The sequence below is a fragment of the Rhodococcoides trifolii genome (genome assembly GCF_014635345.1).
Lineage (GTDB): Bacteria > Actinomycetota > Actinomycetes > Mycobacteriales > Mycobacteriaceae > Rhodococcoides > Rhodococcoides trifolii.
Genome location: NZ_BMCU01000005.1, coordinates 305,865 through 332,146, shown reverse-complemented (window position 1 = coordinate 332,146; position 26,282 = coordinate 305,865). Strand labels below are relative to the sequence as shown.

The 26,282-nt window shown below is 65.2% G+C and carries 29 protein-coding genes; 16 read left to right on the top strand and 13 right to left on the bottom strand.

Annotation, left to right across the window (positions count from 1 at the left end):
• Nucleotides 1-95 precede the first annotated feature (95 nt).
• Nucleotides 96-677, bottom strand: a complete 582-nt coding sequence (locus tag IEW02_RS21430) for a TetR/AcrR family transcriptional regulator (protein ID WP_188546923.1) — start codon at nt 675-677, stop codon at nt 96-98.
• A gap of 3 nt (nt 678-680) precedes the next feature.
• Nucleotides 681-2,873, bottom strand: a complete 2,193-nt coding sequence (locus tag IEW02_RS21425) for a glycoside hydrolase family 3 C-terminal domain-containing protein (protein ID WP_188546922.1) — start codon at nt 2,871-2,873, stop codon at nt 681-683.
• 82 nt (nt 2,874-2,955) lie between these two features.
• On the opposite strand from IEW02_RS21425, the gene IEW02_RS21420 reads away from it, so the two are divergent.
• The 3 genes from IEW02_RS21420 to IEW02_RS21410 all read left to right on the top strand — a co-directional run bounded on the left by IEW02_RS21420 (nt 2,956) and on the right by IEW02_RS21410 (nt 4,643).
• Nucleotides 2,956-3,501 carry a dihydrofolate reductase family protein gene (locus tag IEW02_RS21420; protein ID WP_188546921.1) on the top strand — a complete coding sequence of 182 codons (546 nt, stop codon included), beginning with the start codon at nt 2,956-2,958 and terminating at the stop codon, nt 3,499-3,501.
• 87 nt (nt 3,502-3,588) lie between these two features.
• Nucleotides 3,589-3,945 (top strand): VOC family protein, encoded by a 357-nt coding sequence (locus tag IEW02_RS21415; RefSeq protein ID WP_188546920.1) that lies wholly within the window; start codon nt 3,589-3,591, stop codon nt 3,943-3,945.
• Between the two features lie 5 nt (nt 3,946-3,950).
• On the top strand, nt 3,951-4,643 hold the full coding sequence (locus IEW02_RS21410) for an SGNH/GDSL hydrolase family protein (protein ID WP_188546919.1): 693 nt from the start codon (nt 3,951-3,953) through the stop codon (nt 4,641-4,643).
• Between the two features lie 4 nt (nt 4,644-4,647).
• On the opposite strand, the gene IEW02_RS21405 is transcribed toward IEW02_RS21410, so the two are convergent.
• The gene (locus tag IEW02_RS21405; protein ID WP_229746211.1) at nt 4,648-5,268 is read right to left on the bottom strand and encodes a TetR/AcrR family transcriptional regulator; all 621 of its coding nucleotides are present in this window, start codon (nt 5,266-5,268) and stop codon (nt 4,648-4,650) included.
• Nucleotides 5,269-5,349: 81 nt separating this feature from the next.
• Between IEW02_RS21405 and IEW02_RS21400 the strand changes: the two genes are divergently transcribed.
• The 7 genes from IEW02_RS21400 to IEW02_RS21370 all read left to right on the top strand — a co-directional run bounded on the left by IEW02_RS21400 (nt 5,350) and on the right by IEW02_RS21370 (nt 13,095).
• Nucleotides 5,350-6,702, top strand: coding sequence for a cytochrome P450 (locus tag IEW02_RS21400; protein ID WP_188546917.1), 1,353 nt, complete (start codon nt 5,350-5,352; stop codon nt 6,700-6,702).
• A gap of 103 nt (nt 6,703-6,805) precedes the next feature.
• Entirely contained in the window at nt 6,806-7,774 is a 969-nt protein-coding gene (locus tag IEW02_RS21395; RefSeq protein WP_188546916.1) for an AurF N-oxygenase family protein, read from the top strand.
• 3 nt (nt 7,775-7,777) lie between these two features.
• Nucleotides 7,778-9,412 (top strand): FAD-dependent oxidoreductase, encoded by a 1,635-nt coding sequence (locus IEW02_RS21390; protein ID WP_188546915.1) that lies wholly within the window; start codon nt 7,778-7,780, stop codon nt 9,410-9,412.
• A gap of 11 nt (nt 9,413-9,423) precedes the next feature.
• The gene (locus IEW02_RS21385) at nt 9,424-10,137 is read left to right on the top strand and encodes a TetR/AcrR family transcriptional regulator (RefSeq protein WP_188546914.1); all 714 of its coding nucleotides are present in this window, start codon (nt 9,424-9,426) and stop codon (nt 10,135-10,137) included.
• Nucleotides 10,138-10,190: 53 nt separating this feature from the next.
• Nucleotides 10,191-10,793 carry a TetR/AcrR family transcriptional regulator gene (locus IEW02_RS21380; RefSeq protein WP_229746210.1) on the top strand — a complete coding sequence of 201 codons (603 nt, stop codon included), beginning with the start codon at nt 10,191-10,193 and terminating at the stop codon, nt 10,791-10,793.
• Nucleotides 10,794-10,886: 93 nt separating this feature from the next.
• Entirely contained in the window at nt 10,887-12,092 is a 1,206-nt protein-coding gene (locus IEW02_RS21375) for an acyl-CoA dehydrogenase family protein (RefSeq protein WP_188546912.1), read from the top strand.
• Nucleotides 12,085-13,095 carry a phosphotransferase family protein gene (locus IEW02_RS21370; protein WP_188546911.1) on the top strand — a complete coding sequence of 337 codons (1,011 nt, stop codon included), beginning with the start codon at nt 12,085-12,087 and terminating at the stop codon, nt 13,093-13,095. The genes IEW02_RS21375 and IEW02_RS21370 overlap by 8 nt, the downstream gene beginning before the upstream one ends.
• 62 nt (nt 13,096-13,157) lie before the next feature.
• Here IEW02_RS21370 and IEW02_RS21365 read toward each other — a convergent pair whose 3' ends face one another.
• Together IEW02_RS21365 and IEW02_RS21360 are read right to left on the bottom strand one after the other, a co-directional pair.
• Nucleotides 13,158-14,075 (bottom strand): SDR family oxidoreductase, encoded by a 918-nt coding sequence (locus IEW02_RS21365; RefSeq protein WP_229746209.1) that lies wholly within the window; start codon nt 14,073-14,075, stop codon nt 13,158-13,160.
• Nucleotides 14,075-14,815 (bottom strand): SDR family oxidoreductase, encoded by a 741-nt coding sequence (locus IEW02_RS21360; RefSeq protein WP_188546910.1) that lies wholly within the window; start codon nt 14,813-14,815, stop codon nt 14,075-14,077. Before IEW02_RS21360 ends, IEW02_RS21365 begins: the two co-directional genes overlap by 1 nt.
• An 86-nt stretch (nt 14,816-14,901) precedes the next feature.
• Here IEW02_RS21360 and IEW02_RS21355 point away from each other — a divergent pair, with 86 nt between their 5' ends.
• A complete protein-coding gene (locus IEW02_RS21355; RefSeq protein ID WP_188546909.1) occupies nt 14,902-15,474 on the top strand; it encodes a TetR/AcrR family transcriptional regulator in 573 nt (190 codons plus the stop codon).
• Between the two features lie 6 nt (nt 15,475-15,480).
• Here the strand turns inward: IEW02_RS21355 and IEW02_RS21350 are convergent, their stop codons facing one another.
• Nucleotides 15,481-16,083, bottom strand: a complete 603-nt coding sequence (locus IEW02_RS21350; protein ID WP_188546908.1) for an NAD(P)H-dependent oxidoreductase — start codon at nt 16,081-16,083, stop codon at nt 15,481-15,483.
• Nucleotides 16,084-16,160: 77 nt separating this feature from the next.
• On the opposite strand from IEW02_RS21350, the gene IEW02_RS21345 reads away from it, so the two are divergent.
• Nucleotides 16,161-16,736: a TetR/AcrR family transcriptional regulator gene (locus tag IEW02_RS21345; RefSeq protein ID WP_188546907.1), complete on the top strand. Its 576-nt coding sequence runs from the start codon at nt 16,161-16,163 to the stop codon at nt 16,734-16,736.
• On the opposite strand, the gene IEW02_RS21340 is transcribed toward IEW02_RS21345, so the two are convergent.
• The 7 genes from IEW02_RS21340 to IEW02_RS21310 all read right to left on the bottom strand — a co-directional run bounded on the left by IEW02_RS21340 (nt 16,682) and on the right by IEW02_RS21310 (nt 23,265).
• Nucleotides 16,682-17,776 (bottom strand): TDT family transporter, encoded by a 1,095-nt coding sequence (locus IEW02_RS21340; RefSeq protein WP_188546906.1) that lies wholly within the window; start codon nt 17,774-17,776, stop codon nt 16,682-16,684. The genes IEW02_RS21345 and IEW02_RS21340 overlap by 55 nt on opposite strands.
• 68 nt (nt 17,777-17,844) lie before the next feature.
• Complete coding sequence (locus IEW02_RS21335) at nt 17,845-18,744, bottom strand: LysR family transcriptional regulator (protein ID WP_188546905.1); 900 nt, start codon at nt 18,742-18,744, stop codon at nt 17,845-17,847.
• A gap of 9 nt (nt 18,745-18,753) precedes the next feature.
• Complete coding sequence (locus IEW02_RS21330; protein ID WP_188546904.1) at nt 18,754-19,857, bottom strand: zinc-binding dehydrogenase; 1,104 nt, start codon at nt 19,855-19,857, stop codon at nt 18,754-18,756.
• 96 nt (nt 19,858-19,953) lie between these two features.
• Entirely contained in the window at nt 19,954-21,441 is a 1,488-nt protein-coding gene (locus IEW02_RS21325) for a hypothetical protein (protein WP_188546903.1), read from the bottom strand.
• On the bottom strand, nt 21,438-21,962 hold the full coding sequence (locus tag IEW02_RS21320) for a signal peptidase I (protein ID WP_188546902.1): 525 nt from the start codon (nt 21,960-21,962) through the stop codon (nt 21,438-21,440). The genes IEW02_RS21325 and IEW02_RS21320 overlap by 4 nt, the downstream gene beginning before the upstream one ends.
• A gap of 15 nt (nt 21,963-21,977) precedes the next feature.
• Nucleotides 21,978-22,604: a hypothetical protein gene (locus tag IEW02_RS21315; protein ID WP_188546901.1), complete on the bottom strand. Its 627-nt coding sequence runs from the start codon at nt 22,602-22,604 to the stop codon at nt 21,978-21,980.
• On the bottom strand, nt 22,597-23,265 hold the full coding sequence (locus IEW02_RS21310) for a SipW-dependent-type signal peptide-containing protein (protein ID WP_188546900.1): 669 nt from the start codon (nt 23,263-23,265) through the stop codon (nt 22,597-22,599). Before IEW02_RS21310 ends, IEW02_RS21315 begins: the two co-directional genes overlap by 8 nt.
• 253 nt (nt 23,266-23,518) lie before the next feature.
• On the opposite strand from IEW02_RS21310, the gene IEW02_RS21305 reads away from it, so the two are divergent.
• The 4 genes from IEW02_RS21305 to IEW02_RS21290 are packed head-to-tail and all read left to right on the top strand — an operon-like array spanning nt 23,519 to nt 26,277.
• Nucleotides 23,519-24,205: a hypothetical protein gene (locus IEW02_RS21305; protein WP_188546899.1), complete on the top strand. Its 687-nt coding sequence runs from the start codon at nt 23,519-23,521 to the stop codon at nt 24,203-24,205.
• A 60-nt stretch (nt 24,206-24,265) separates the two neighbouring features.
• On the top strand, nt 24,266-25,453 hold the full coding sequence (locus IEW02_RS21300) for a cytochrome P450 (RefSeq protein WP_188546898.1): 1,188 nt from the start codon (nt 24,266-24,268) through the stop codon (nt 25,451-25,453).
• 4 nt (nt 25,454-25,457) lie between these two features.
• Nucleotides 25,458-25,673 carry a ferredoxin gene (locus tag IEW02_RS21295; RefSeq protein WP_188546897.1) on the top strand — a complete coding sequence of 72 codons (216 nt, stop codon included), beginning with the start codon at nt 25,458-25,460 and terminating at the stop codon, nt 25,671-25,673.
• Between the two features lie 22 nt (nt 25,674-25,695).
• A complete protein-coding gene (locus IEW02_RS21290; protein ID WP_188546896.1) occupies nt 25,696-26,277 on the top strand; it encodes a TetR/AcrR family transcriptional regulator in 582 nt (193 codons plus the stop codon).
• Nucleotides 26,278-26,282 lie beyond the last annotated feature (5 nt).

The window sequence follows — 26,282 nt, the reverse complement described above, 5'->3', positions numbered from 1 at the left end:
CCTGCGCAAACATTTCGCGCGTCAGGTGGGTACGAACCCGACCGCGTACCGACGCGCATTCGCCGGAACCGAGAATCGTGGGTAGTTCGTCATCCTCAGAGGCTCGACTCGGTCAGGGACCGGATGTACCTGCGCATCGTTGCCTCCATGTCGATGCGGTCGTCACGGTCCATCAACCACTGGATCTGCAGCCCGTCCATCATCGCCACCGTGGTTCGTGCCGCGTCGATCGGTGTGATCGACGTGCGCAAGGAGCGGGACTCGTCGAAGTACGCTCGCAACGTCTCGATGGTGTGCCGGTACCTTTCGGTGAAGTACTCGTGCGCTGGGTGTGTGGGATCGACTGCCTCGGTGGACAACACGGCAAACAACTCGACCATCCCCGGCCGCTGCGTGTTTCGGCGAACGACACCGAGAAGTGCCTCGACCGCGTCGACTCCACCCGCGACGTCCTCCTCGACTGCTGCCGCGTCGTCGGCGTCACGTCGGCGCAGAATTTCGATCAGCAGATCCTGCTTCGTCGGGAAGTGGTGTAGCAGACCGGGGTGCGAGATGCCGGCCTTCGCGGCGATGTCTCGAAGGGACGACGAACGAAATCCGTTCTCGACGAACACGGTCCGGGCGACGTCCAGGATGCGTGTGCGTGTGCTGCGCCCGGGCGCGTAACCGTGCGTCACGTGTCAGGTCGCCACGGCCGAGAGCATCTCGGACAGCGTGTCTTTCGACAATCCCATGCCGAACGACGCCAGTTTGACGATCGGCATGCTTCCGATGAGCCGACGCATCTGATCGTCGAGTCGAGCGCCACTGTCGGACAATACCTTCGCGAGCACCTCCGAGCCGACGGGATGGGCGAACCATTCGTCCAGCGTGGACATTGCGGTCAACGGATCGACGACACCGTCGCCGTCGAGTGAGGTCGTTGCACGCAGTCGCGCGTCGGACGATCCGATCGTGACCTCGATCTCCACGTCGCCGGGGTCGACTGCCCAGCGGTGGTGTCCGGGCGACCAGTAGCGGAAGGCGTTCTCGTCCAACGTCAGCGTCACGGTGGTCGATTCACCGGGTTCGAGGTGAACCTTGTCGAACGCGCGGAGTTCGCGGGCGGGTCGGTCGACCCTGCTGTGGGTGTCTCGCACGTACACCTGCACCACTTCGCTTCCGGCGCGGGTCCCGGTGTTCGTCACCGCGGCGGTGACGTCGACGCGATTGATTCCGCTGCTCTGCACCTCGAGGTCTGCCACGGCGAAGGTGGTGTACGACAGTCCGAATCCGAACGGGTAGGCGACGGGTCGGTCGAGCGTGTCGTAGTAGCGGTATCCCACATAGATGCCTTCGCCGTATCGCACGTGTTGGTCGGCTCCGGGGAAGAACAGGTGTGACGGGTTGTCCTGCAGCGTGAGTGGGATGGTCTCGGTCAATCGGCCGGACGGGTTCGTCAGACCGAACAGGATCTCTGCGGTTGCCCGACCTCCGGCCTGTCCGAGCAGCCAGCCTTCGAGAATTGCGGTCGCCTGGTCCTGCCATCCGGCGACGCCGACGACACCGCCGTTCGACAGCACCACCACCACGTTCGGATTTACATCGTGAACGGCCGACAGAATGGCGAGTTGGTCTGCGGGAAGGTCGATGTCGGGTCGGTCGTACCCCTCGGACTCCGCCTCGGCGGGGAGGCCGAGGAACAGGACCGCGACTTCGGCGTCGGCTGCGGCGGACACGGCGTCGGAAACCAGTGACGGGTTCGGAACGGAGTCGAGCGTGAAGCCGGGGGAGAACGTCACCCTCGGGGCGATGGCGGTGATCGCGTCGAGTGCGGCGTCGAGGCGGGTGGGGACCACCTGAGAGCTGCCGGCGCCCTGATAGCGCGGTGTTCGGGCGAATTCGCCGATGACCGCGATCGACGAGGTGTCCGCGAGGGGGAGGACCGCATCGTCGTTCTTCAGCAACACGGCGCTCGCGGCGGCGGCCTCGCGCGCCAGATCGTGATGTGCGTCGACGTCGACCGGCTCGATGTCGATGTCGATGCCGTTGTCGGACAACGGACGTGTGCGTTCCACGAGCGCGACGACCCGATCCACGGCACGGTCGAGGGTGGCGGTGTGAAGGCCGCCGGAGTCCAGGGCTTCCAGAATCGCGGAATCGGCTCCGGTGGGCGGCATTTCGAGGTCGAGGCCGGCGATCAACGCGGACACCCGGTCGTTGACCGCGCCCCAGTCGGAGACGACGAGTCCGTCGAATCCCCATTCGTCGCGAAGCAGCTCGGTGAGGAGCCACCGGTTCTCGCTGGCGTAGACACCGTTGATCTTGTTGTAGGAGCACATGATCGTGGTCGGGTTCGCGTGGCGGACGATGTGCTCGAAGGCGGGGAGATAGATCTCGCGGAGTGTGCGTTCGTCGACGTCGGCGCTGACACGGAGTCGGTCGGTCTCCTGGTTGTTCGCCGCGAAATGCTTGACCGACGTCCCCACTCCGTGGCTCTGCACGCCCGTCACCCATGCCGCACCCAGGTGACCGGACACGACGGGGTCCTCCGAGAAGTACTCGAAGTTGCGCCCGCACAACGGAGATCGTTTGATGTTGACCCCCGGGCCGAGAAGCACGGACACCTGCGCTGCCCGTGCCTCGGCGCCGAGTGCCGTACCGACTCGTTCCGCCAGTTCGACGTCCCAGGACGACCCCAATGCGACGGCCGGGGGGAAGCAAGTGGCGGGAACGCTGTCGCCCAGACCCAGTGCGTCCGCACCCTCGGCTTGCTTGCGGATGCCGTGTGGGCCGTCCGTCAGCATGATGGCGGGGAGGTCCGAGGTGGCCTGCGAATGCCAGAAGTCGCCGCCCGACATCAGCGACGCCTTCTGTGTGTTGTCGAGTCCCATGAGCAAAATCTACCAGGTGGTAAGTATTCGACGTGACGTCCGGACTCTTGGCAACCCAGCGGCTGTCAAGCATCATGTGGCCATGCGCGATCTGGTGATCACTCAGAACATCACTGTCGACGGTGTCATCGAGGCCACGGACGACTGGTTCCAGAGGGCCGGTGGGGACCCCGAACTCGACTCCGCGCTTGCCGCGTTCCGAGACGCATCCGACGGTTTTCTCGTGGGGCGTATGACTTTCGAAGCAATGCGCGACTACTGGGGAGCCTTGACCGACGACACGACAGGGGTGACCGATCACCTCGATCGGGTGGCGAAATACGTAGTGTCGTCGACTCTCGACAATCCACGATGGGACAACACGACGGTGTTGTCCGGCGACCTCACCGAGGACATTGCGCAGATCAAGAGTGCGGCGGGTTCAGACATCGTGTGCACGGGAAGCATCGGGCTCTGTCGCGATCTGATCGGTGCCGGACTGGTGGACGAGTACCGACTGTTCACCTATCCGTACGCGCGTGGAAGCGGGCAGCGCTTGTTCGACGGCACTCCGCCACAAGCGTTGACACTCCTCGAATCTCGCGCCTTCCCGTCCGGCGCAACTCTTACGCGGTACCGCGTCAGCTGACCGCACGAGCGCGAGTGTTACGCGCGATCGTTCGCGGGTACACCGAAGCGAGCGCATATGCACTCGTAACTCGAGAGGGATGGCGACATGGCTTCAGGAGTGGCAACTGTTTGGGTGCCGGTGACCGATATGGACCGGGCGATCGCGTTCTACCGCGACACGCTCGACCTGTCCGTGAAGTCGACCGGCGACGACTGGTCGGAGATCGATGCCGGTGGCCTGACGATCGGACTCAACGCCCGCGAGGCGACCTCGTCTCGCGGTGACGCCGGCGGTGCGGTCATCACGTTCGAACCGGACGGGTCCATCGACGACGAGGTGTCTCGGTTGCGCGACGCAGGGGTGGACTTCCCCGGTGGCATCAGCGACCACCCCTGGGGCCGTATTGCGCCCTTCGCGGATCCTGACGGCAACGATCTGCAGTTCTACGGCCCGCCGGCCTGAGCCTGGTGCACCTCGATTATCGCAACCGCACGGGCCGAGGACCCGGACGTGCAGTCCGGGCCCTCGGCCTCGTCGTTCCGGGCGTTGCCCGCGTGTGGGCCCAGTCCGAGCCGTACGCCGATGCGTGGCACACCCACAATCTGGAAATCCTGAATCGGCCCGGTCGGCGGTGGATCGTTCTGGGTGATTCGCTGTCGCAGGGGATCGGTGCTTCGTCGTACGACGCGGGGTGGGTGGGCCAGGTCGATCGTCGGCTGCAGGCGCGTGGACACCACCTGCAGATTCTGAATTTGTCCGCAACCGGTGCCCGGGTGCGCGACGTCATCGATCAGCAGTTGCCGGTGCTGAACTCCATCGGTGTGCGCGACGACGACGTGATCACTGTGATGGTGGGATCCAACGATCTGTTCGGGGGTCGTCGCAGTCAACTCGGCCACGACTTCGCGGAACTGATCGAGCGGGTGCCCATCGGGGCCGTCGTGACGACGCTTCCCCAGCCCACCCGTGCGACGGATCAAGCCAACGGTCACATCGAGCGGGCGGCGGCGCAGGGGCGGATCGTCATGGCGGACCTGCGCGTCACCGGCCCCGGGTCGTGGCGCGGCCGATTGGCCGGCGACTACTTTCATCCGAACGACGCGGGATACGCCTCGCTGGCAACAGCTTTGGAGCAGGCGATGCTGCCGGTGATCGGCTGATTCGTCACGGTCGCCGCGCAGTCGAAACGAAATTGTCCGTCGCTGCAGCAACGATCTGCGTCGGTGTCACGTCGATCTCGCCGTTCAGCCACGTCACGACGAGCTCGGCGAGACCGCCGACGAACAGAATCGCGTTGATCTCGGATCGAGGGGTGGACCACGCCCTGTCGCCGTACAACGCGTGTGCTTGCTCCGCGACGAGAGAAGCGAAGTCGCGCAACAACTCCTGCCGGTAGGCGCGGAGCGATTCGACCGCGGACGACTCGATCATCGCTACCCGTCCCTTGCGTCGATCGGCAGTCATGACGCCGACGAAGGCGGATATCGCGTTCTCCACCTGCTTCTCGACGGTCGATGCGGGGGACGCCAGAGCGTCGAGAGCCGCCACCCGCACTTCGCTCGACACCGCGGCGATGACCTGTTTCAGTAAATCCTCTTTGCTGCTGAAACTTTGGTAGAAGTAGCGCTCGGTCAACTTGGCGTGCGCGCAGATCGCGGTCATGGTTGCACCCGCAGCGCCGACGGTGGCGAACAGTTCGAGGCCAGCCTCGAGCAGACGCTCCCGCCGCTCGGCACTCCTGTCGTCCGCACTTCTGCCCGCGTAGGGCCGCACCGATGGGGTCACTCGTAGATCTTGACAGGTCGTAAGCATGTGACGCAGACTACAGAAATCTGACAGGGCGTCCTGTCAGATTGAAGGGACATCATGTCGAGAATGCTGGCCGCTCCGCCCCTGAACACCCGACTCGATCCGGTTCCCGGCGACGGCGGAATGCCCGTGATCGGGTACATGCTCGACTACATCCGCAACCCGCTCGCCCTCTTCCGCAGTCGTTGGGACAAGTACGGCGAGGTGTCGTGGGCGACGATGGCCGGGCAGAAATGGGTGATCGTTCTCGGGCCGGACGCGTGCCAGGAAGTTCTGCAGAACAAGGACAAAGCCTTCGTCAACAGCGACGGGTGGTCGAAACTGATCGGGCCGTTCTTCCACGGCGGCCTGATGCTGCTCGATTCCGAGGAGCACCTGCGGCATCGACGAATCATGCAGCAGGCCTTCACCAACGACCGACTGAAGAAATCCGTGACGGCGTTGAACCCGGTGGTCGCGACGGATTTGAAGGAATGGACCGAAGGTGATGCGTTTCGCGCCTATCCCGCGCTCAAGGCTTTGACTCTCGACGTCGCGACCACGATCTTCATGGGCGGGGCGGAAGGGTCCGACGACGCCGAGATCGCCCGTGTGAACGACAGTTTCGTCGCCTGCGTGCAAGCTGCGACGTCCATCGTCCGGTACCGCCTGCCGGGGACAAGGTGGAAGAAGGGCATCGACGGCAGGCGGACCCTCGACGAGTTCTTCCGCCGGTACCTTCCGGCTCGGCGTGCAACGGAGACGGACGACCTGTTCTCGACGCTGTGCCACATCGAATCTGATGCAGGACAACGGTTTTCCGACGACGAAGTCGTCGACCACATGATCTTTCTCCTCATGGCCGCCCACGACACGTCGACGATCACGCTGTCGACGATGATGCAGTACCTCGGCCAGCATCCCGAGTGGCGGGAGCGGTGCCGGGCCGAATCCATCGCGCTGGGAACCGATTCGCCGACCCTGGCGCAACTCGACGAGTTGGAGAGCGTCGACCTGGTCATGAAGGAGTGCCTGCGGTTGGTCTCTCCGACACCCGTTGTCGCGCGTCGCGCGGTCGAGGACACGACGATCCGGGGGCGGTTCGTCCCCGCGGGGACGTTCGCGTCGGTCGCACCCCACTTCACCCATCACATGCCGGAGTACTGGCCGCAGCCCGAGATGTTCGATCCGAACCGTTTCGCCGCTGATCGTCGAGAGGACAAGGTGCACCGGTACGCGTGGGAGCCGTTCGGCGGGGGAGTGCACAAGTGCATCGGGATGTTCTTCGCAGGTGCCGAAATCAAGACGATCATGCATCACCTCCTGCTGACGTTCGACTGGACGGTCGATCCTGCGTACGTGGCGCCGCTCGACTTCACGTCGCTCCCCTTCCCGACTGACGGCCAGCCGGTGAGGTTGCGCAGAATCTGACGTCGTCCCCCTGTTGTCTGCAACACGATGTCGCAGTAAGGTACGTGCAACACGGTGTTACAGGTACCGATCGACACGGACAGTGCGAACGAAGGGGCGAGCGATGACAGTCACCACCACGAAGGACGACTACGAGCACACCTTGCAGGTGCTGTCCGAGGCCTCCGTGCACCAACACTTCGATGCGTTCATCGACGTGCCGTGGAACGACCCCGAATTCGCGATCACTCCCGACGACGCGCGCTGGGTTCTCCCCGCAGCGGATCCGCTGGGAGCAACCGACTGGTACCGATCGCTGCCGCTGGAACGCCGGATCCACATCGGCATGTACCGGCAGGCCAACATGCTCAAGGTCGGTCTGCAGTTCGAGCAGATCCTCATCAGCGGCCTGATGCACTACGCACTCTCGCTGCCGAACGGGACGCCCGAGTACCGCTATGCCACGCACGAGGCAACCGAAGAGTGCCACCACACGCAGATGTTCCAGGAGCTCATCAACCGCATCGGCATCGACGTAGCCGGCGGACCGCGATGGTTCCGCATGGCCGGGCCGTTCATGCCGCTCGCCGCAGGTCCGTTGTCGTTCGGGTTCTTCGTCGGCGTGCTCGGCGGCGAGGAGCCGATCGACCACATGCAGAAGGCCGTGCTGCGGACCGGCACCGAGATGCACCCACTCGTCCAGCGCATCATGCAGATTCACGTGGCCGAGGAGGCGCGGCACATCGGCTTCGCCCACCAGTATTTGCACTACCGCGGTCCCAAGCTGAGCAGATTTCAGCGCGGCATCCTTTCGGTGGCCACTCCGGTGATCATGCGCGTGCTGTGTGACGCCATCATGAAGCCGACCGCGAAGATGCAACGCGATCTCGACATTCCGAAGGCCGTCGTGGACGAGGTCTACTGGGACAACGAAGCCTCGCAGAAGGTTCTGCGCGACATGTTCGGCGACGTGCGCAAGATGGCCACCGACGTCGGGCTGATGAACCGCGTCTCGCGTCGGGTCTGGCGGGCACTGGGCATCGATGGCCGGCCGTCCCGCTTCCGCAGCGAGCCCAGCTCCGCGGCGGCCTGATACATGCCGCACGTCGTCACTCAGTCCTGTTGCGCGGACGCATCATGCGTCGTCGCGTGTCCCGTCAACTGCATCCACCCCGCGCCGGGTGAGCCTGGCTTCGGCACCACCGAGATGCTGTTCATCGACCCGGCGACCTGCGTGGGTTGCAGTGCGTGTGTCACGGCCTGCCCGGTCGGGGCGATCGTCCCCGACTCCGCTCTGACGGCCGAGCAACTCCCGTTCCTCGAGCTGAACGCCGACTACTACCGCGAGACACCGCACGCGGAGCGAACCCCGTTGGCGCTCGTGCCCGAACAGCGGCGACTCCGACGGCCCGGACCGTTTCGGGTCGCCGTCGTCGGGGCCGGTCCCGCCGGTCTGTACACGGCGGACGAGTTGTTGACGCACCCCGAGATCACGAACGTCGACGTCTACGAGCGCCTGCTGACGCCCCACGGTTTGGTGCGACACGGCGTTGCGCCCGACCATCCGGACACCAAGGGTGTCACCGCGGCGTTCCGCGACATCGAAGATCAGCCGGGGTTTCGCTACGTCCTCGGCCGCGACGTGGGCACCGACATCACTCTCGCCGAACTGACATCGGCCTATCACGCCGTCGTCTACGCGGTCGGTGCGTCGACGGACCGGCCCCTGAACATTCCGGGCGAAGACTCCCGCGGTTCGCTCGCCGCGACCGACATCGTCGGGTGGTACAACGGCCACCCCGAGCGTGCCGACCTCGAGGTCCCGCTCGACCACGAACGTGCTGTGGTCGTCGGCAACGGCAACGTGGCACTCGATGTTGCGCGCATCCTCACCCGAGACCCGCACTGGCTCGCGGCGAACACCGACACGGCGTCCACGGCGCTCACCGCACTTGCAGACAGTGCCGTGCGTGAAGTTCACATTCTCGGACGACGCGGCCCCAGCGATGCGGCGTTCACGATTCCGGAGCTGATCGGACTGTCGAACCTGCGCGACGTCGACGTGATCGTCGACGCCGACCCGGCGCTGCTGTCCGGGGACGACCGGCGCAGCCGTCTGCTTGCGGACATCGCGAGCCGTCGACCCTCCGACACCGCGTCCCGACGACGGATCGTTCTTCGGTTCGCGACGTCACCCGTCGCCGTTCTCACTGAGGGAGGACGTGTTTCGGGGGTGCAGGTCGTTCGTAACGAGCTCGAAATCGGTACCGACGGGACAGTCCGGGCCGCCCCGACCTCGGACACCGACGTCATCCCCGCCGGACTCGTCGTACGGTCGGTCGGATTCCGCGGGCAACCGGTCGCCGACCTCCCGTTCGATGCGGTCACCGGCACCGTCCCGAACGTCCGCGGACGGGTCGACGACGGTGTGTTCGTCGTCGGCTGGATCAAGCGTGGGGCCCGCGGCTTCATCGGCACCAACAAGAGCGACGCGCGCGAGACTGTGGAGAGCGTGCTCGACCATCTCGACGACAGTGTTCACCGGGTGACGACCACGCCGTCCTCTGGACGATCCGGGGACCTGGCCGGTTGGCGTCGGCTCGACGCGCGAGAACTCGCGGACGGGCGAGCAGCGGGTCGGCCGCGGGCAAAAATTGTGTCGTACACCGACCAACTTGCGGCGCACCGTGCCCGCGAGACGAAAGGGCGTGGGCTGTTCCGACGAGCATGAGACCATCGCTCATGGACGTCGTCAGCCGCAGCGCTTCTTCGGACGGCCGCAAGCGGCGGTGGCAGCAGCACACTGCCGACCGTCGTCAGCACATCATCGACGCTGCCCTGACCGTTCTTGCCCGTGACATCGCACCCGGTGAACGCATGACCGCTCAGCAGATCGCCACCGAAGCGTCGGTGCACCGAACCGGGTTGTATCGGTATTTCGAGGACCGCACCGATCTGGACACGTCGATCCAGCGGGTCATCTGCGAAGATCTTCGCTCTGAGCTCATGACGGCGGTCACGCTGACGGGTACGCCGCGAGACGTCGTCAATCGCGTTGTGGGCAGCTACGTTCACTGGGTCTTCGAACATCCGGAGTGGGCTCGGTTCGTCGAGCAGGATCTGTCCACCGATACGGTGTCGCCGTTCGACGAGCTGAACCTGGAGCTCTCGCAGCAACTCGAGGACATCACTGCCGCATTCCTGGCCCTCGTCGGCGCAGACCTCGGGCCCGACGATCAGAACTTGGTGGGCCCGTGGGTGTCCGGTCTGATCTCCGGGTGCATGGGTGCAGCGCGAACGTGGGGTCTGCAGGGTGAGAACCGGACCGACATCGGCACGTTCGTCACCTTTCTGGCCGATACGATCTGGATGCAGATCATCGGACTGGGGCAATCGCGTGGGGTGAACATTCCGCGAATCCCGTTGGAGGACATGACCGGCGGACAGGCCGGCTGACCGAGCCGGTCCAATGGCGCGGCGTCACCTACCCGGCGCATTACCCTGTGCGGGTGAGCACCGAACCCGACGAGTGGCGTGAGTACGGCGGTAGCGCCCTGTCCGCGCCACTGGCCGCTGCGTTGGCCGAGTTCGTCGAGCATGGTTATCACGGCACCACGGTGCGCGACATCGCGCGGCGTGCGGGGTTGTCGGTGTCGGGTCTGTACCACCACTATCCGTCGAAGCAGGAGTTGTTGGTGGGGCTGACCGACGCTGCCATCGAGGAGTTGATCGGACGTTCTCGAGCGGCGGAAGCGGAGGCCGGGCCGTCGCCGTCGGCGCGTTTCGATGCGGTGGTGGAGTCGTTGCTGCTGTTCCACATGTATCGGCGCGAACAAGCCTTTCTGAGTTCGACGGAAATACGAAGTTTCGACCCGGATCGTCGGGCGGCGTACGTGGCCAAGCGCGACGAACAGCAGCGGATGGTCGATCGGATCGTGGCCGATGGCGTGTCGGACAACGTCTTTCGTGTGTCCGACCCCGTCCATGCGAGTCGGGCGGTGACTACGATGTGTGTGGGCGTGGCGAGTTGGTATCGACCGGACGGACCGTCGACGCCCGCCGACCTGGTGCGCATCTATCTCGACATCGCCCGCCGAATGGTCGGCGCCTGACCGTGTCGCGGGGTTGACCGCAGGACGTCCGTCTGTCACTGTCGAGGAGACCGAACGAGCGTACGGTCGGCAACTTCAGGAGGCGTTCTTTTCGTGGCGATCGATCTCGAGTACGACCCGCACGTGGTGACCCTGATCGAGAAGACCCGAGCGTTCACCCGGGACTACGTGCTGCCGATCGAGGACAAGTTCGTCGGCAACGTCGCCGACGCCGGTGGTGACACCTGCCGCGTCGAGATGCAGGCTGCGGCGAAGGACGCCGGTGTGTTCGCCCCGCACGCCCCGGTCGAGTACGGCGGGCACGGGTTGAACATGAGTGATCGCGCGCCGGTGTTCGAGGAGGCCGGATATTCGCTGTTCGGGCCCATCGCTCTCAATCTCGGTGCCCCGGACGAGGGCAACGTGCACCTCCTCGCGCACGTCGCCTCTGCCGCCCAGAAGGAACAGTTCCTCGCCCCGCTCGCACACGGCGACGTGCGGTCGGCGTTCGCGATGACCGAACCGGCGCCCGGTGTGGGGTCGGATCCGTCGGCGCTGATGACCACCGCCACCAAGGTCGACGGCGGATGGAAGATCGACGGACACAAGTGGTTCATCACCGGCGCGGACGGTGCCGGTTTCTTCATCGTGATGGCCCGCACCTCGGGTAAACCGGGTGATCGCGGCGGAGCGACGATGTTCCTCGCGCCGGCCGACACGCCCGGTATCCGAGTGGGTCGGCACATCACCACCCTCGACAAGGCCATGATCGGCGGGCACTGCGAAGTGTTCTTCGAGGGCGCGTTCGTCCCGGACGAGAACGTTCTGGGCGCGGTCGACGAAGGATTCACCTACGCGCAGGTCAGGTTGGGCCCGGCGCGGATGACGCACGTGATGCGTTGGCTCGGTGCCGCACGTCGCGGGCACGACATTGCCGTTGCGCAGGTTGCCAAGCGTGAAGGTTTCGGGTCGGTGCTCGGAGACCTGGGGATGATTCAGAAGATGGTCGCGGACAACGAGATCGACATCGCCGCGACGCGGGCGTTGTTGGTGCAGGCGTGTTGGGCGCTCGATCAGGGGTCGAAGGCGGGCAACGAAACCTCGATCGCGAAGACGTTCGCCGCGGAGGCGATCTTCCGGATCGTGGACCGCGGCATTCAGATGTGCGGCGGTATGGGTGTCTCCGATGATCTGCCGCTGGCGCGGCTCTCGCGTGAGGTGCGTCCGTTCCGGGTGTACGACGGCCCGTCCGAGGTGCATCGGTGGGCGATCGCGAAGCGGGCGGTCGGGGCGGCGAAGCGGGCGGCGCGCGATGAGTGAGCTCCCCGGCATGAATGTTGCTGCGCTCGAGACGTTTCTGCGTTCCAGTGAGGTCGACGTTCAGGGCGAGTTGCGGGTGGAGTTGATCAGCGGGGGCCGGTCGAACCTGACCTACAAGGCGTTCGACGATGCGTCGTCGTGGGTGGTGCGCCGCCCTCCGACGGGTGGTTTGACGCCGTCGGCGCACGACATGGCGCGCGAGTGGGCGGTGACGAGCGCTCTCGGGGTGACCGATGTTCCGGTGGCGAGGGCGGTGGCGTTCGACCCCGAGGGTGATGTTCTCGGTGCGCCCATGACGGTCGTGGAGTACGTTCCCGGAACCGTCGTCCGGTCACGCGACGATCTGGACGCGTTGTCCGGCAGCGAGGTCGAGGCGAACGCCGCGGAACTGGTGCGGGTGCTCGCACGTCTGCACGCGGTCGATTTCGATGTCGTCGGGTTGTCGAGTTTCGGTCGTCCCAATGGGTTCGTGCGGCGGCAGGTCGCGACGTGGGCGCGGCAGTGGGAGATCGTGAAGACGCGGGAGTTGCCGGACGTGGAGCGGCTGCGTGATGCGTTGGCGTCGAACGTTCCGGACGAGGGAGCGTCGTCGATCGTGCACGGGGATTACCGCGTCGACAACACCATCCTGGTCGAGGGTGATGTGACTCGGGTTGCGGCGGTGGTCGATTGGGAGATGTCGACTTTGGGCGATCCGCTGACCGATGTTGCGCTCATGTGTGTCTACCGGCAGCCGATCTTCGATGCGGTGTTGGGGGAGAGCGCGGCGTGGACGAGCGATCGGTATCCGTCGGCGGACGCGCTCGCTCAGGCGTACGCCACCGAAACCGGAAACAGCCTGCCGCACTGGGACTTCTATCTGGCGCTCGCGAACTTCAAGCTCGGTGTGATCGGTGAGGGCATCACGCACCGCGCTCGGGCGGGGTCCGGCGGCGACGCCGAGGCCGCGGCGGAAGCGACGAGCGAGTTCATGGCCGCAGGGCTGAGGGCGCTGACACAATAGGCGCCCTCAGCATGACGTCATGACCGAGTTGGTCCGTCTCGCGGGCGTTGACACCCTTCCTGTCAGGTAGGCCGCAGGAGGTCGCTCAATCCGATGCGCCGGTAGAAGTCGTCTCGCACCCTGTCGCCGACGTCGAACACCTCTTCGGCCCCGTCGTGGGCGGGGTCGATGTGGACCCGGAACGGGCGCTGCCCCTTGCCGGTGTCGACGACCCGGACGATGGCGCGTGCGACCTCTGTCGGATCTTGCTCCGCTGGTGCGAGTTCGGCGAGGCGCTGCGATACCTGGTCCATCAAGCCCGGGTAGCGAACGTCGTAGTCGGCTGCGACGTCGGCGTCCGAAGCATGGCCGGCTCGCGCGAAATGGTTCGTCCCGGTAGTGAAGGAACCCGGTACGACGATGGACGTCTCGATCCCGAATCGTGCGACCTCGGCGGCGTAAGAGACAGCCAGCGAGTCCATGGCGGCCTTCGCCGCGAAATACGGTCCGAGGTACGGCGGTGTGCCGCCGCGGGCGCTCGACGAGCCCACCCAGACCAGCAGTCCGTCGCCACGTTCCCGAAGATGTGGCAGAGCAGCACGATTGACGCGTTGTGTCGACAGCACGTTGGTGTCGTAGACCTCGGCGAGTTCGTCCGGCGTGAACGCCTCCGTAGGTCCGAGGACCATGTGGCCGGCGTTGTGGACGACCACGTCGAGCTGCCCTACCTCCTCGATCACGGACGTGATCGCGGTATCGACCGAGGGCTGACTCGAGACGTCCATCTCGACGGTTCGAAGATCGACATCATGCTGCGCCGCGTACGCCAGTGCATCGTCGACGGCGCCGGAGTTACGCGTCGTGGTGTTGCGCATTCCGGCGAACACGGTGTGCCCGGCGTCTGCCAGGTGTCGTACCGTCATGGCGCCGAAACCACTCGACGCCCCGGTGACCACGATGACCTTGTTCATCTTGTCGTCCTTTCGAGTCGTGTTGTCCATCAGATGATTCCGCCGTTCGCGTACACGATCTGGCCGTTGATCCACCGGGCCGGGCCGGCGAGGTGCGCGACGGTCTCGGCGATGTCCTCGGGCTCACCGAGGCGTTCCAGCGGAGTCATCTTCTTCATGGCGTCGACCGCCTCGGACGACTTTCCGTCGAGGAACAGTGGAGTGGCGGTGGGCCCGGGGGCCACCGTGTTGACGGTGATGTCTCGGCCGCGCAGTTCCTTGGCCAGAATGAGGGTGAGTGCGTCGACGGCACCTTTGGTCGCGGCGTAGGCGCCGTAGTTCGGCAGGGCGAGTTTCACGACCGAACTCGAGAAGTTCACTATCGCCCCGCCGTCTCGGACGCGTCTCGCTGCCTGCTGGCTGACGACGAATGCGCCGCGAACGTTCGTTCGGACCATGCGATCGAAATCGTCGAACGCGAGTTCGGTCAGGGGTGAGAGAAGCATGATTCCTGCGGTGTGTACGACGACATCCACACCGCCGTAGCGTGATTCGAGTTCGTCGAACATCGTGGACACCGCATTTTCGTCGGCGATGTCGCCGGAGACCAGATGGGACTGTCCGCCCGCGCTGTTCACGGCGTCGGCGGTTGCCTCTGCCCGTTCTCTGTTGCCGGCGTAGTGAACTCCGACCGCCATCCCCTCGGCTCCCAGGCGGGCGGCGACAGCGCGTCCGATTCCTCCGGACGCTCCGGTGACTAGTGCGACACGGGGGGTGGTGTTGTTCGACATGAGACTCTCCTTGCGAGGTTCGATGTGTACGATGAGTTCATTAAATCAGAATATGAACGATGCGTCCATATAAATCAGGAGTCGACATGGCACGAGGACGTAGACCTACGGACGAAGTCCGCCGAGACATTCTCGAAACCGCAGGTGGGCTGCTGTTCGAGACCGGCATGGGCGGCTTCACCATCGACAAGGTGGCAGCCCTGAGTGGGGCCAGCAAGGTGACCATCTACAAGTTCTGGCCGTCGAAAGGGGCGCTCGCGTTGGCCGGATACTTCACGGCGGTGTCCGACGTGCTCGAATTTCCCGATACGGGTCGTGTCGAGGCGGATCTACGGACTCAACTGCACGCGTTCGTGGGTTTGCTGACCGAAACCCCCGCAGGAGAGGTGCTTCGAGAACTGATCGGCGCGGCGCAGACCGATGCCGAGCTGTTGACGGCGTACCTGTCTTCGTACTCGGCGCCGCGTCGCGCGTTGGCTGTCGAGCGTCTCGACGCAGCTCGCTCGCGCGGGGAGCTGCGCGAGAACCTGGACAGCGAGAGCGTCGTGGACCAGTTGTGGGGAGCGTGCTACCACCGGTTGCTGATCCCGGACCAGTCCCTGAACGTCCCGTTCGTCGACCGGCTGGTCGACAACCTCTTCAGGGGTATCTCGGCGTGATCCGGCTCAGGAAAAACTGAGCTGCGTGCGCGCAGAGACACGCTCGGCAACCGTCGTGCTCAGCTCCACGATCTCGTCGGCGAGCGTCTCGCGGCTCTTCGTGTCCGACTCGTGCAGATAGGTCGTCGAACCGACTCGTGCGCCGCAGTATTCGATGATTCCCCGCTCGATTTGCGTCCGAACGGCCTCATGGATTCGGTGTCGTTCGAAACTGTCTGCATCGTCACCCGCGACGACCACCACGTGGACGGTCAGACGGTCGAGCTTCTTCACGAACTCGCCTCCGGGGGCGTAGTCGTAGGCCCAGCCGCTGACGAAAACCCGGTCGATCCATCCCTTGAGCAGTGCGGGCATCGACCACCAGTACATCGGAAACACCAGTACCAGATTGTCTGCCCGGTCGATTCGCCGCTGTTCGGCGGCGACATCGGGTGGGGTGGTTCCCTTGCCCTGATACAAATTGACATCGGCTTCGGAGAAGCGGGGATCGAATCCCTCCGCGGCCAAATCGGCAAACCCTGCGTCACCGATCGCACGCGCCACAGCGTGGGCCACGTGGTGAGTCAGAGAGTCGGGGGACGGGTGGGACACTACGACGAGGCTGGTCATGAACGTTTCCTTCGATGGGCGAGCGGGCTATGTACCGACAGTAGGTTACTATTAGTACATAGCGCAAGGAGGTTAAGATGACGCGAACGAGACTCTCGCGTGCCGACAGGTTCGATCAGTTGGTCGACCATTCATGGTCGCTCGTGCGGGCGGAAGGTGCGGACGCGCTCACTCTCGGCCGCCTCGCGGAGCGCGCCGGGGTCGCGAAACCGGTGGTGTACAGCCATTTTGCGTCACGCAACGCACTGCTGGCCGCGTTGTTCACCGAGTTCGACGGTCGGCAGTCGGTTGCGCTAGAGGAATCGTTGTCGGTCGCCGAGCAATCGCTGGAGGGGCGAGCAGGCGCCATCGCCGATTCGTATGTGGGGTGCACCCTGGCGCAGGGCCGCGAACTCACCGGGGTGCTGGCGGCCCTGGAAGGCTCACCCGAACTGGAGCAGGTGAAGCGTCAGGCCGAGCAGGCGTACTTCGAGCGGTGCGGTGCCGTACTCGCCCCGTTCAGTGGCGCTGGTGAGATTCCGCAATCGTCGATCACCGCGATATTCGGTGCCGCAGAAGCGCTCTCGCAGGCGGCGGTCACCGGAGCGTTGTCACCAGGTCAGGCTACGGAAGAACTGGCGACGTTGATCGCGGCGGTGGTCGGCAGGGCGTGAGGGCGCGGACCCGATCGTCGCACCGTCCGTACCGCCACCGTCCCCCACGCCCCGACGAGTGCGACGTAGAGCACCACGGCCAGACCGTGAATCAGGGTGGAGCCCAACGCCGTACCCAGGGCTGTGGCACCGGTGACACAGGTACCGACGGGGAACGTGAACGACCACCACGTCAGCGAAAAGGTCAGTCCCCGCCGGAACGCATGCACGGTGATGGCGGCGGCAAGGGCGAACACGAACACTCCGAATCCACCCATGACGAGCCCGTACACGATGCCGAACATGCGCAAGCCGCCGCTGATTCCGGCGGGTGCGGCACTCGGCAGAAGGTTTGCGGCAGTGATCGATTGGCCGACGAGTCCGAGGGCGATCCATACGGTCGGGGCGGCTTGGACGGGAGGAACGCCGCCGTGAACCAGGCGGCTGTAGATCGATGCCATGGTCAGCATCCCGACGATCAGCGACAGCCCGAACATCGCGTAGCAGAGGGCGAGCAGCGTCAGCCGCCACTGCCCCTCGGCGATGTGGGGGAGAAGCAGCGCCCCCGTGGACGCCGAGACCATCGGCGGCACGACGGGCATCAGCCAGGCGGGAAGTGCGACGACCTGGCGGTGGTCGTGTGCGGTCATCATCAGGTAGGGCACCACCACCGCCGTCGTGAGTCCGGCCGCGGTGCCGAGGGTCCACAGGACGACGAACAGGACGCCGGAGACGGTGGTGCCGACGACGTCGGGCCCGACCAGCATTGCACCGGCCGCCACGGTCAGCAGCGCCATCGGCGGGGCGCCGTAGAACTGGACCATGATCGGGTCGCGTGCGTGTCCCAGTGCGTTGGTTCGGTGCGACGTCCAATGCGCCGCGAACGCGCAGCACAGAATCGCGAGTGCCGTTGCGGCGCAAACCCATACGACCACCGCGAACGCACGCAACCCCGGGGCGTGCACCGGGAGAGTGGCTGCAGCGTTCGACACGATACCGGTGCCCATGATCGCGGCAAACCAGTTGGGCGTGACGTTCTCGGTCCGGGTGGTCATCGTCATGAACTCACGATGCGCCTGCGTGGTCGGGTCCGGTAGACAGTACTTCGTGGTCAGCCCATAACCTGTCGTTATGGGTCGAGGGCAACCGCCATCAAATCCGCCGCCGCCCCGACCGGCTCGCGGCCGGCGGGCCAGACCGCCAGCAGCGAGCGGCACAGGTCCAACCTCGCGATCGGGACTCGAACAAGCGAGCCCACAGCCGTCTCGCCTGCCACGGCCAACGAACTGAGTACTGCTGCACCGAGTCCCGCGCCGACGGACGCCTTGATCGCCGTCGTCGACGACACCTCCAGTTGCGGTGCGACAACCTCGAAACCGTCTGCCGCGAGGGCGCTCTCGAACGCAAGTCGCGTTCCCGACCCCGATTCGCGCGTCACGAGGGGCGTCGCGGCGACCTCGGTGACGCTGGGTGTGCGAGTCGCCCAGGGGTGGTCCGGCGCGACGACCAGGACCAACTCGTCACGTGCGACTTCTCTGTGTTCCAATCCCGCAGGAACTGTGGGGCTTTCCACGAAGCCGAGATGAGCCGTACCGCCGAGCACCTGCGAGGCGACCAGTGCGGAGTTGCCGGATGTCAACGTGGGTACGATCGCCGGATGCCGGGTGTGCAGCGACGCCAACCACCGCGGTAGTAGATACTCTGCGACGGTCAAACTGGCCGCAATCTGCAAATGACTGTTGCGTTCGGCGTGCAGCGTAGCGATGGCTGCAGCCAGCTGTTCTGCAGAACGCACAACCGGTTCGGCCCAGCTCGCGACGAGTTCTCCCATCTCGGTCAGAACGGTCCCCCGAGGCCCACGCTGCAGCAGCGGGGTGCCTACCCGTCGTTCGAGGGCTCGGATACGAGAACTCGCGGCTGGTTGCGACATCCCGTGGGCGCGCCCAGCCTGCCCGATGCTGCCCAGCTCGGCGACCGACAACAGCAGGTCGATGCTGGTCAGGTCAGCGACGTGGGGTGGCAGCGGCATCGGTCTCCCTCAGTCCGTACCCATCTCGATGATGGCGCGGCCGGTGATTTCTCCGCGGGCGAGCGCCTGGTAGGCCTCGTCCGCTTGATCGAGTGTGTAGCGGCGGGTGATGACCCGTTCGGGGGCGACGATTCCCCCTTCCACCATGCGCAGCAGCGCCGGCATGTCGGTGCGCGCTTTCGCGCCGTAGGAGCCATGAATCTCCAACTTGCGCCGTACCATTCGCGCCAGGTCGATCTCACCGACGCTGCCGGCCGGAGCGATCCCGACGACGACCGCGCGGCCGCCGTCGTCCAGGATGTCCATCGCGGTGGCAAAGGTGTGGGGGTTGCCCAGCGCTTCGAATGCGACGTCGACGCCGTGCCCGTCGGTGAGGGCCTTGACCTCGGCGACAGCATCGGAGGTTTTCGAATTGACGACGTGAGTGGCGCCCAGCGCCTGCACTGCGGCCAGTTTGTCGTCGTCGATATCGATCGCGATGATCTGCGATACGCCTGCCGCCGAGGCGAACTGGACGATAGACGAACCCACCCCACCGGCCGCGATGACGGCAATCCTGTCGCCGAGGGAGAGTTGCGCGTTGTTGATCGCTCCCAGTGCGGTGAACGAGCTGCACCCGAGGATGGACACTTCGTCGAGACCGACGCCGTCCGGAACCGGGAACGCGTCGGAGGCGGGAACGACGCAGTACTCGGCGAGTCCTCCCATCGAGTACATCGCCAGAGGGGTGCCGTCGTGGCGGGCAAGTCGTGAATCCCCATCGTAGAGCGTGCCTTTGAGCCGGTTGAACGCGAAGAACTTCTCACAGAGGTCTTCTTTGCCGCGGGCGCAGTGGCGGCAGTCACCGCAGGGCATGATGAAGGCGCAGACGACGCGATCCCCGACGGCGACGTTCTCGACACCGTCGCCGATCGCGTCGACGATGCCGGAGACTTCGTGGCCCAGGACGGCGGGAACGGGGAAGTCGACCTCGGACTTGAGCACGTGCAAGTCGGTGTGGCAGACCCCGCATGCGGCGACCTTCAGCAGTATTTCACCGCGTCGCGGCGTCGGCTTGGGAATGTCTTCGATGGTCAACGACGGGCTGGTGCCGTCGAACACTGCGGCTTTCACTGGCGTACTCGCTTCCGATAGATCTTTCCGTAAACGTATCCGCTCGACGACTGCGTTCGTGGGGCAACCGCCTACACCCGCCGCACAGGTGACGACCTAGCCGCGGGTCGCAGAAGCCACGGGCACGGACACGCCGTCGATTGTCGTCGGGACCCACAGTCCGCCGACGATCGTCGGCTCCGCCAACTCCTCGGCTCCGAACTCCAACACGGATCCGTCGTCGCACGAGAACGACGTCGGCAGTTCGACGTTCGCGGTGCACGACCGACGGTCGACGGTCACGATGCCGCGCACCGGTCCGTCACCGTCGAAGACCGTCGCCGGAGTCGTGGTCGGTGGGGGCGTGGTCGTCGGTGGGGGCGTCGTGGTCGTGACCGCGGTCGTCGTGGTGATCGGAACATCGCTCGTGGTCGTTGCAGCACTGGAGGTCGGCACTTCGGTGGTCGTGGGAACTTCGGTGGTCGTGGGCGATTCGGTGGTCGTGGATGATTCGGTGACAGTGGATGATTCGGTGACAGTGGATGATTCGGTGACAGTGGATGATTCGGTGACAGTGGATGATTCGGTGGTCGTCGGGGGTGCCGTTGTCGTCGTCGACGTGTCGGACGGCGTCGTGCTCACGGTCGCCTCCTCCGGAGGAACGGGTGCCGCCGCTCGTGCCGCGGGCGCCAGTCCACCCGACAGGGGTGCGGGAGCGGATCCGGCCGTACCGCAGGACACGTCTACCAGTACGGCGCGAAAGGTGAAGTCCAGCAGTACTTGACCCACGATGTCCAACCTCAGAACGCGGGCGTCCATCACCAAGGTGGACCGCGCACTCGTCACGCTCTGCGTGACAGTGCTGGTCAACGAACCGGACACGGCGGCAGAGAGCAGTCCACCCTGTGCGAACGAGAAATTCGTCGTCCCGCCCGCCGCGGGAATCGATACGGCGTTCCCCTTGACCTGGACAGTCCCCTGGTTACCCGTCGTGGCGTTGGCCGCTGCAGCGCGGGTCGCCGTGTTCACTGCTGTGGGGGCGCTCAGGTTGCACGCAGCCGCAGCCGAGATCGGCGACGGAACGGTCAACGCATCGACGGCTCCGACGCCCAGCAGTAGGTTCGCGTTCAGCCGATAGGACGACAACGTGCCCGTCGCGTAGACCTTCTGCGGTGCGGACACGCACTGCGAGGGTGACGACGGGCCCCACGAGTAGGACGCGCACACGGACCCGCCGATGGAGGAACCGGTAGCGCTGCCGGCGGTGAATTGATTGACCGCAGACAGAATGCCGCCCGTGACGTAAGGGCCGGCGCCGGAGGCAGTCACTGCCCCTGGCGAGGCCTGTGTGCCGACCGCAGTGGGTCCCGCCCACGGCAACGCGTTCCCGCCGCTGAGCAAACCGACCGTGAAATTGATCGACGACACCCTTCCCACCTCCGCACGCGCATTCCCACTCGTCGGCCAGTACCCGGACGACACCGGCGCGGCAAGGTGGTCCACGTCTGTCCATGCCGCGTCGGTGCGGTGGATGCGCGTGGTGACACCGACGAGGGTAACGACCACCGCAAGCAGAACGACGGCTACGGAGTGCGGTCGCGTCATGGGTGCGGCTTGGGTGTACGAGGCCAGAAGACGGCGACGACGAGAATGGTCATGGCGATCGTGATACCGCCGAGCACGAACGGATTCGAGAGCCACACAATCGCTTTGGCGAGCTCCGGAACGGACCACAGCACTTTGCGGACCTCGGTCACGTTGTACCCGGCGGGGTCCTCGTACTTGTTCGCGTCCCCCTTCAGTTCGAGGAACGTCTCACCGTTCGACGCCGGTGTGGTTCGAACGACGCGGTGTGTGACCGGGAGGTCACCGACACGGTCCACCGTGACGACGTCCCCTGGAACCACCGACTCGGCCGGTACCTGTCTGACGACGGCCAAGGATCCGGTCGGAATCGTCGGTGACATCGATCCCGTCTTGAACATGATCAAGGAGACGTTGAACACGAACGCCATGACGACGAGCGCGATACACACGATGCCGCCCAGTGCGAGCACGTTCAGCAGCGCATCACCTGCTCGCGAGAGTGCGGTTCGTCGTCGCGGCGTAACGAGTCCGGCGTTCATGACATCTCTTTCGGTTCAGGCTGTGCCGATGAACGACCATGTGGCCGTCAAGGATTGGGCTGTGAATCCAGGTGTGGTCCAGACCGCGGTCGTGTCCGGAAGGGTGAGTCGGAAGCACAGCGGAGTCGCGGTACCGGGCGCACTGGGCGCACCGGCAGCCAGTGTCAGCGCGGCAGCGACGGAATCGGACGACAGCGGGACCCCGGTACTCGCCGAGCCGACCACGAATGTCGAGCCGGGCGCGAAGGATGCGCTCGTACACGTCGCAGACCGCACGACTGTGTATTGCATGACCGAACCCAGTCCTGTTGCCGTGGAGGTCGTTCCGTCGACCGTCACGGCCACGGCAGGCGAGGCCGTCACCGCCCGGAGGGACACCGCCCCGTACGCAGACGTACCCGGAAGCATTGCGGTACCGCTGGTTCCGAGTGTCAGCGTGGCCGGTGCGGCCGCCGTGTGCGTCGCCCAGGTGGCGCCACCGTCCACCGTCGATTGAAAACCGAACGTGCCGGCCGAGAACGACGCCCTTCCGAATGCCTTGTCGGTCCAGCTTGCCGCCACACCGGTCGTGGTGGCGACTGCGACCACCAGACCGACGACCAGACCGGATGCAGCGAGGAGGCGGACCCGCCGATCAGACAACCGCCGTGGCAGCGAACTGCCAGGTGACGGTGCCGGTGGTCTTACCGGCCGCTTGAGCTGCGGTGACGGTGGACGGGAGGGTCACCGCAAAGCACAGCGGGACAGCGGTTCCGGCGGCGGGGAGCGTGACGGCATTGGCGGCACTGCCCGTAGCCAACGTACTTCCGGCCGGGACGATCGCCGTCCCACCCGTGAGGGTCCCTGCGCTGCAGGCAGTTGCCGAAACCCCGCTGACGACGGTGTAGGTCAGATAGGTAGTCAGCGGACCCGTCGTGGGTGTGGCGCCGTTGAGTGTCACGTTGGCCGCGTACGCGCCACCTGCACCGGCGCTGGTTCCGACGCGAAGCGCAACCGGCGCGTACACGGTGGTTCCGGGGCTCAGTGCGTTGAAAGTGCTTGTGTAGTTGAATGTTCCAGCGGTACCGACGGTGTCGTATTCATCCCAGACCCCAGTTCCGGCCGCGGAGAAGTCGCCTTGGACGTTCCAATTCTCGGCCGTGAAAGTGGCTTTGCCGAACACGTTGTCCGTCCAGGCGGCGAGGGTGATCGCGGCGCCGACGCCGAGAACGAGGCCACCTGCGAGCAGCGCTCGAATCTTTCGCTTGCGTGCGAGTTTGTTGTCGTCGGTGGGCGTGACAGGACGATCGAAGTCTGTGGACATGGTATTTCCCCTGTGTAGTAAGCCACCATTCTGACAATGGCGGCATGGGCAGGATCGTAAGCCCGGGATGACCGAAAAGCGAGCCCTGGCAGATGATTTCGATTTCTACTTCCCTGGTACCGATCATTGTGGAGGCACTTGAATCGACCGCCGACCCGAAAACAATTTCTCGGTACGCAAGTTCCTGTGACGGCGGATCTGACCGGCCGGTCAGTTCGGTTTCGAGCGACACGGTTCTCGATGCGAGAGCGCCGTGAGCAATGATGACGCCATGTGGAGACAAGCCCTCGGTTTCGCCGTCTTCGGCATCGGCGTAGCCCTTCTGGGTGCCGCGCTCGGCAGCCCGACTTCCGGATGGACCGCCTATGTGTCCGGTGCCTCTCTCCTCGGTGACGCATCCGGGCCGTGGGCATCTCAGGTCACCACCGCCACAGTCGGTGCGGCGGTCGGGCTTTTCGTGGGCGTCGTTCTGTACGGCGTCGGGATCCGGGCACTCGGTCCCGACGGTGGCCGGATCGGAAGGGTCGCGTCGGCCGGGACAGTCGGGGCCGCGGTGGGGCTGTCGCCCGCGCTCTTCTACGTGGGGTCGGCATTCGTCGGGTCGCCGGCGGGCACCTCGGTTGCGGTGTCCTACGGAACGATCCTGGTTCTGTACGTCGTCAGCGCACTCCTCGCGTACGGCTGTGCGGTCGGTGCCGTTCGGTTGACTATGGCCGCGAGCGCAGATCCGTTGGCCCGGCGAACCACCCGGGCCGTGGCTCTGGTCCTGCCGATCGGGGGCATTCTCGCGACGGCGGCCGGGGTCGGCGCCGCATGGCTGAGGGGATTCTCCACCACTGTTCCGACTCTCGTGGCCGTCGTGGTGACTGTCGTCCTGGTGTTGGCTGCGACGTTCGCGTTGGCGCGGGGGCGGGTGCTGGCCCGCGAAACGGTGACGTAGCTCTACGCCTTCGCTATAGTTACCCTCAGTAACCAACTGTCGCTCGAGGGGGAGCCGATCGTGACCAGTGTGGACGAAAAGCCGCTGAACTATCCGTTCAATTCGCCGGACAATCTCGAACTCGACGACAAGTACGCCGAGCTTCGCGGGCGGTCGTCGATGCCCAGGGTCGCGTTGCCGTTCGGCGAACGCGCCTGGCTTGCAACCAAATACGACGACGTTCGTACCGTCCTCGGCGATCGACGGTTCTCCCGCGCAGAGGCTGCTGCGCACGACGAACCCCGATTGCGTGAGGGACGACAGAATTCGGGCATCCTGTCGATGGACCCACCGGATCACACCCGCCTTCGGGTGCTCGTATCGAAAGCGTTCACCATGCGCCGTGTCGAGGCCCTGCGCCCGAAGGTCCGCGAACTGTCCGACAGCATGGTTCGCGCCATGGTCGCCGGCGGTTCGCCCGCGGACCTCGTCGACGCCCTCGCGCTTCCACTCCCGGTGCAGGTGATCTGCGAGTTGCTGGGCGTCCCCGTCGAGGATCGACCGCTGTTCAGGCGGTGGAGCGACAACGCACTCTCGACGAGTTCGCTCTCTGCCGAACAGTTCTCGGCGTCGCGAGAGGAACTGCGCGAGTACATGCGGTCGCTCGTCGACCTCAAACGTCGCGAGCCTGCCGACGACCTCATGACGGCGCTCATCGAGGCCCGCGACGTCGACGACAAGCTGTCCGAACTCGAACTGATCGATCTGTGCAACAGCATTCTGATCGCGGGCCACGAAACCACCGCCACCCAGATTCCCAATTTCGTTCTGTACCTGGTCGGCGACGGGGCGTCCTGGCAGGGGCTGAACGACGACCCGAGTCTTGTTCCCGGCGCAGTCGAGGAACTGATGCGGGTGGTCCCGCTGGGTATCGGCGGCGGATTCCCGCGGTATGCCCTCGAGGACGTTCGAGTCGGCGACACTCTCGTCGAGAAGGGTGATGCGGTGGTGGTCAGTATCGCGTCGGCCAATCGGGACCCGAACCGCTTCGACAACCCGGAGATGTTCGATCCGAGTCGAGATTCGTCCGGTCACATGGGTTTCGGCCACGGAGCACACCACTGCCTCGGTGCTCAGCTGGCGCGAATGGAACTGCAGGAGGCGCTACGGAGTCTGACGGGCATCCTGCCGACGTTGCGGGTGGAAGACGTCGAGTGGAAGGCCGAAATGATCGTCCGAGGGCCGAAGAGACTCATGGTGGGGTGGTGACGAGATGACGTGGAAGATCGAGATCAGCGACGCCTGCATCGGCAGCGGCATGTGCGCGGCCATCGAACCGGACGAGTTCGAGCTCGAATCCGGGTATGCACGAGCCACATCGGGCTCGGTGGAGCCTCGGGAGTCGTATCTCGATGCTGCGGACTCGTGTCCGGTGTCGGCGATCACGGTGATCGACGCGCAGACGGGCGCAGAGTTGGGCCCGCGCTGAGCGTAGTCACTAGAATCGAGCAATGACGGCAGCCCGTTCGACCACCACCGATCGGCGCGCACTGATGGCCGACGGTGCGATCGAGTTGTTGGCAGCGGGTGGCGTTCACGGTCTGACTCATCGACGGCTCGATCGTGCGCTGGGATTGCCGGAGGGGTCGGCATCGAATGTGTTTGCCAGACGGATCGATCTTCTGCGCGCGGCCCTGGACGTGATCGTTGCTCGGGAGATGGCAATCGTGCAGAGCGTCTCGGTACGTGACGACGTGATGAGTATCGACGCTGCGGCCGACGTGTTCGCTGACGTGATGGATGCGTGGTTGCGCCCTGCCAACCGCGAGGTGTTGATTGCCCGGTACACGCTGATCCTGGAGGCCTCGCGATCCGGCGAACTCGCCCCGCTGATGGCTGCGGCCCGATCGCGGTTTGTCGAACTCGCCGAAAACGTCTGCAGCGCAACTAGCATGGCGGCTGATCGGACGGACGCGGCCGTGCAGATCGTTGCCTGGGCCGACGGGGTTCTTCTCGCTCACATCACTGCCGCGGAGCGCGTTCCATCTCGTGCGGACATTCGAAGCGGGGTACGGCTGCTGCTGACCGGTTGACCTTC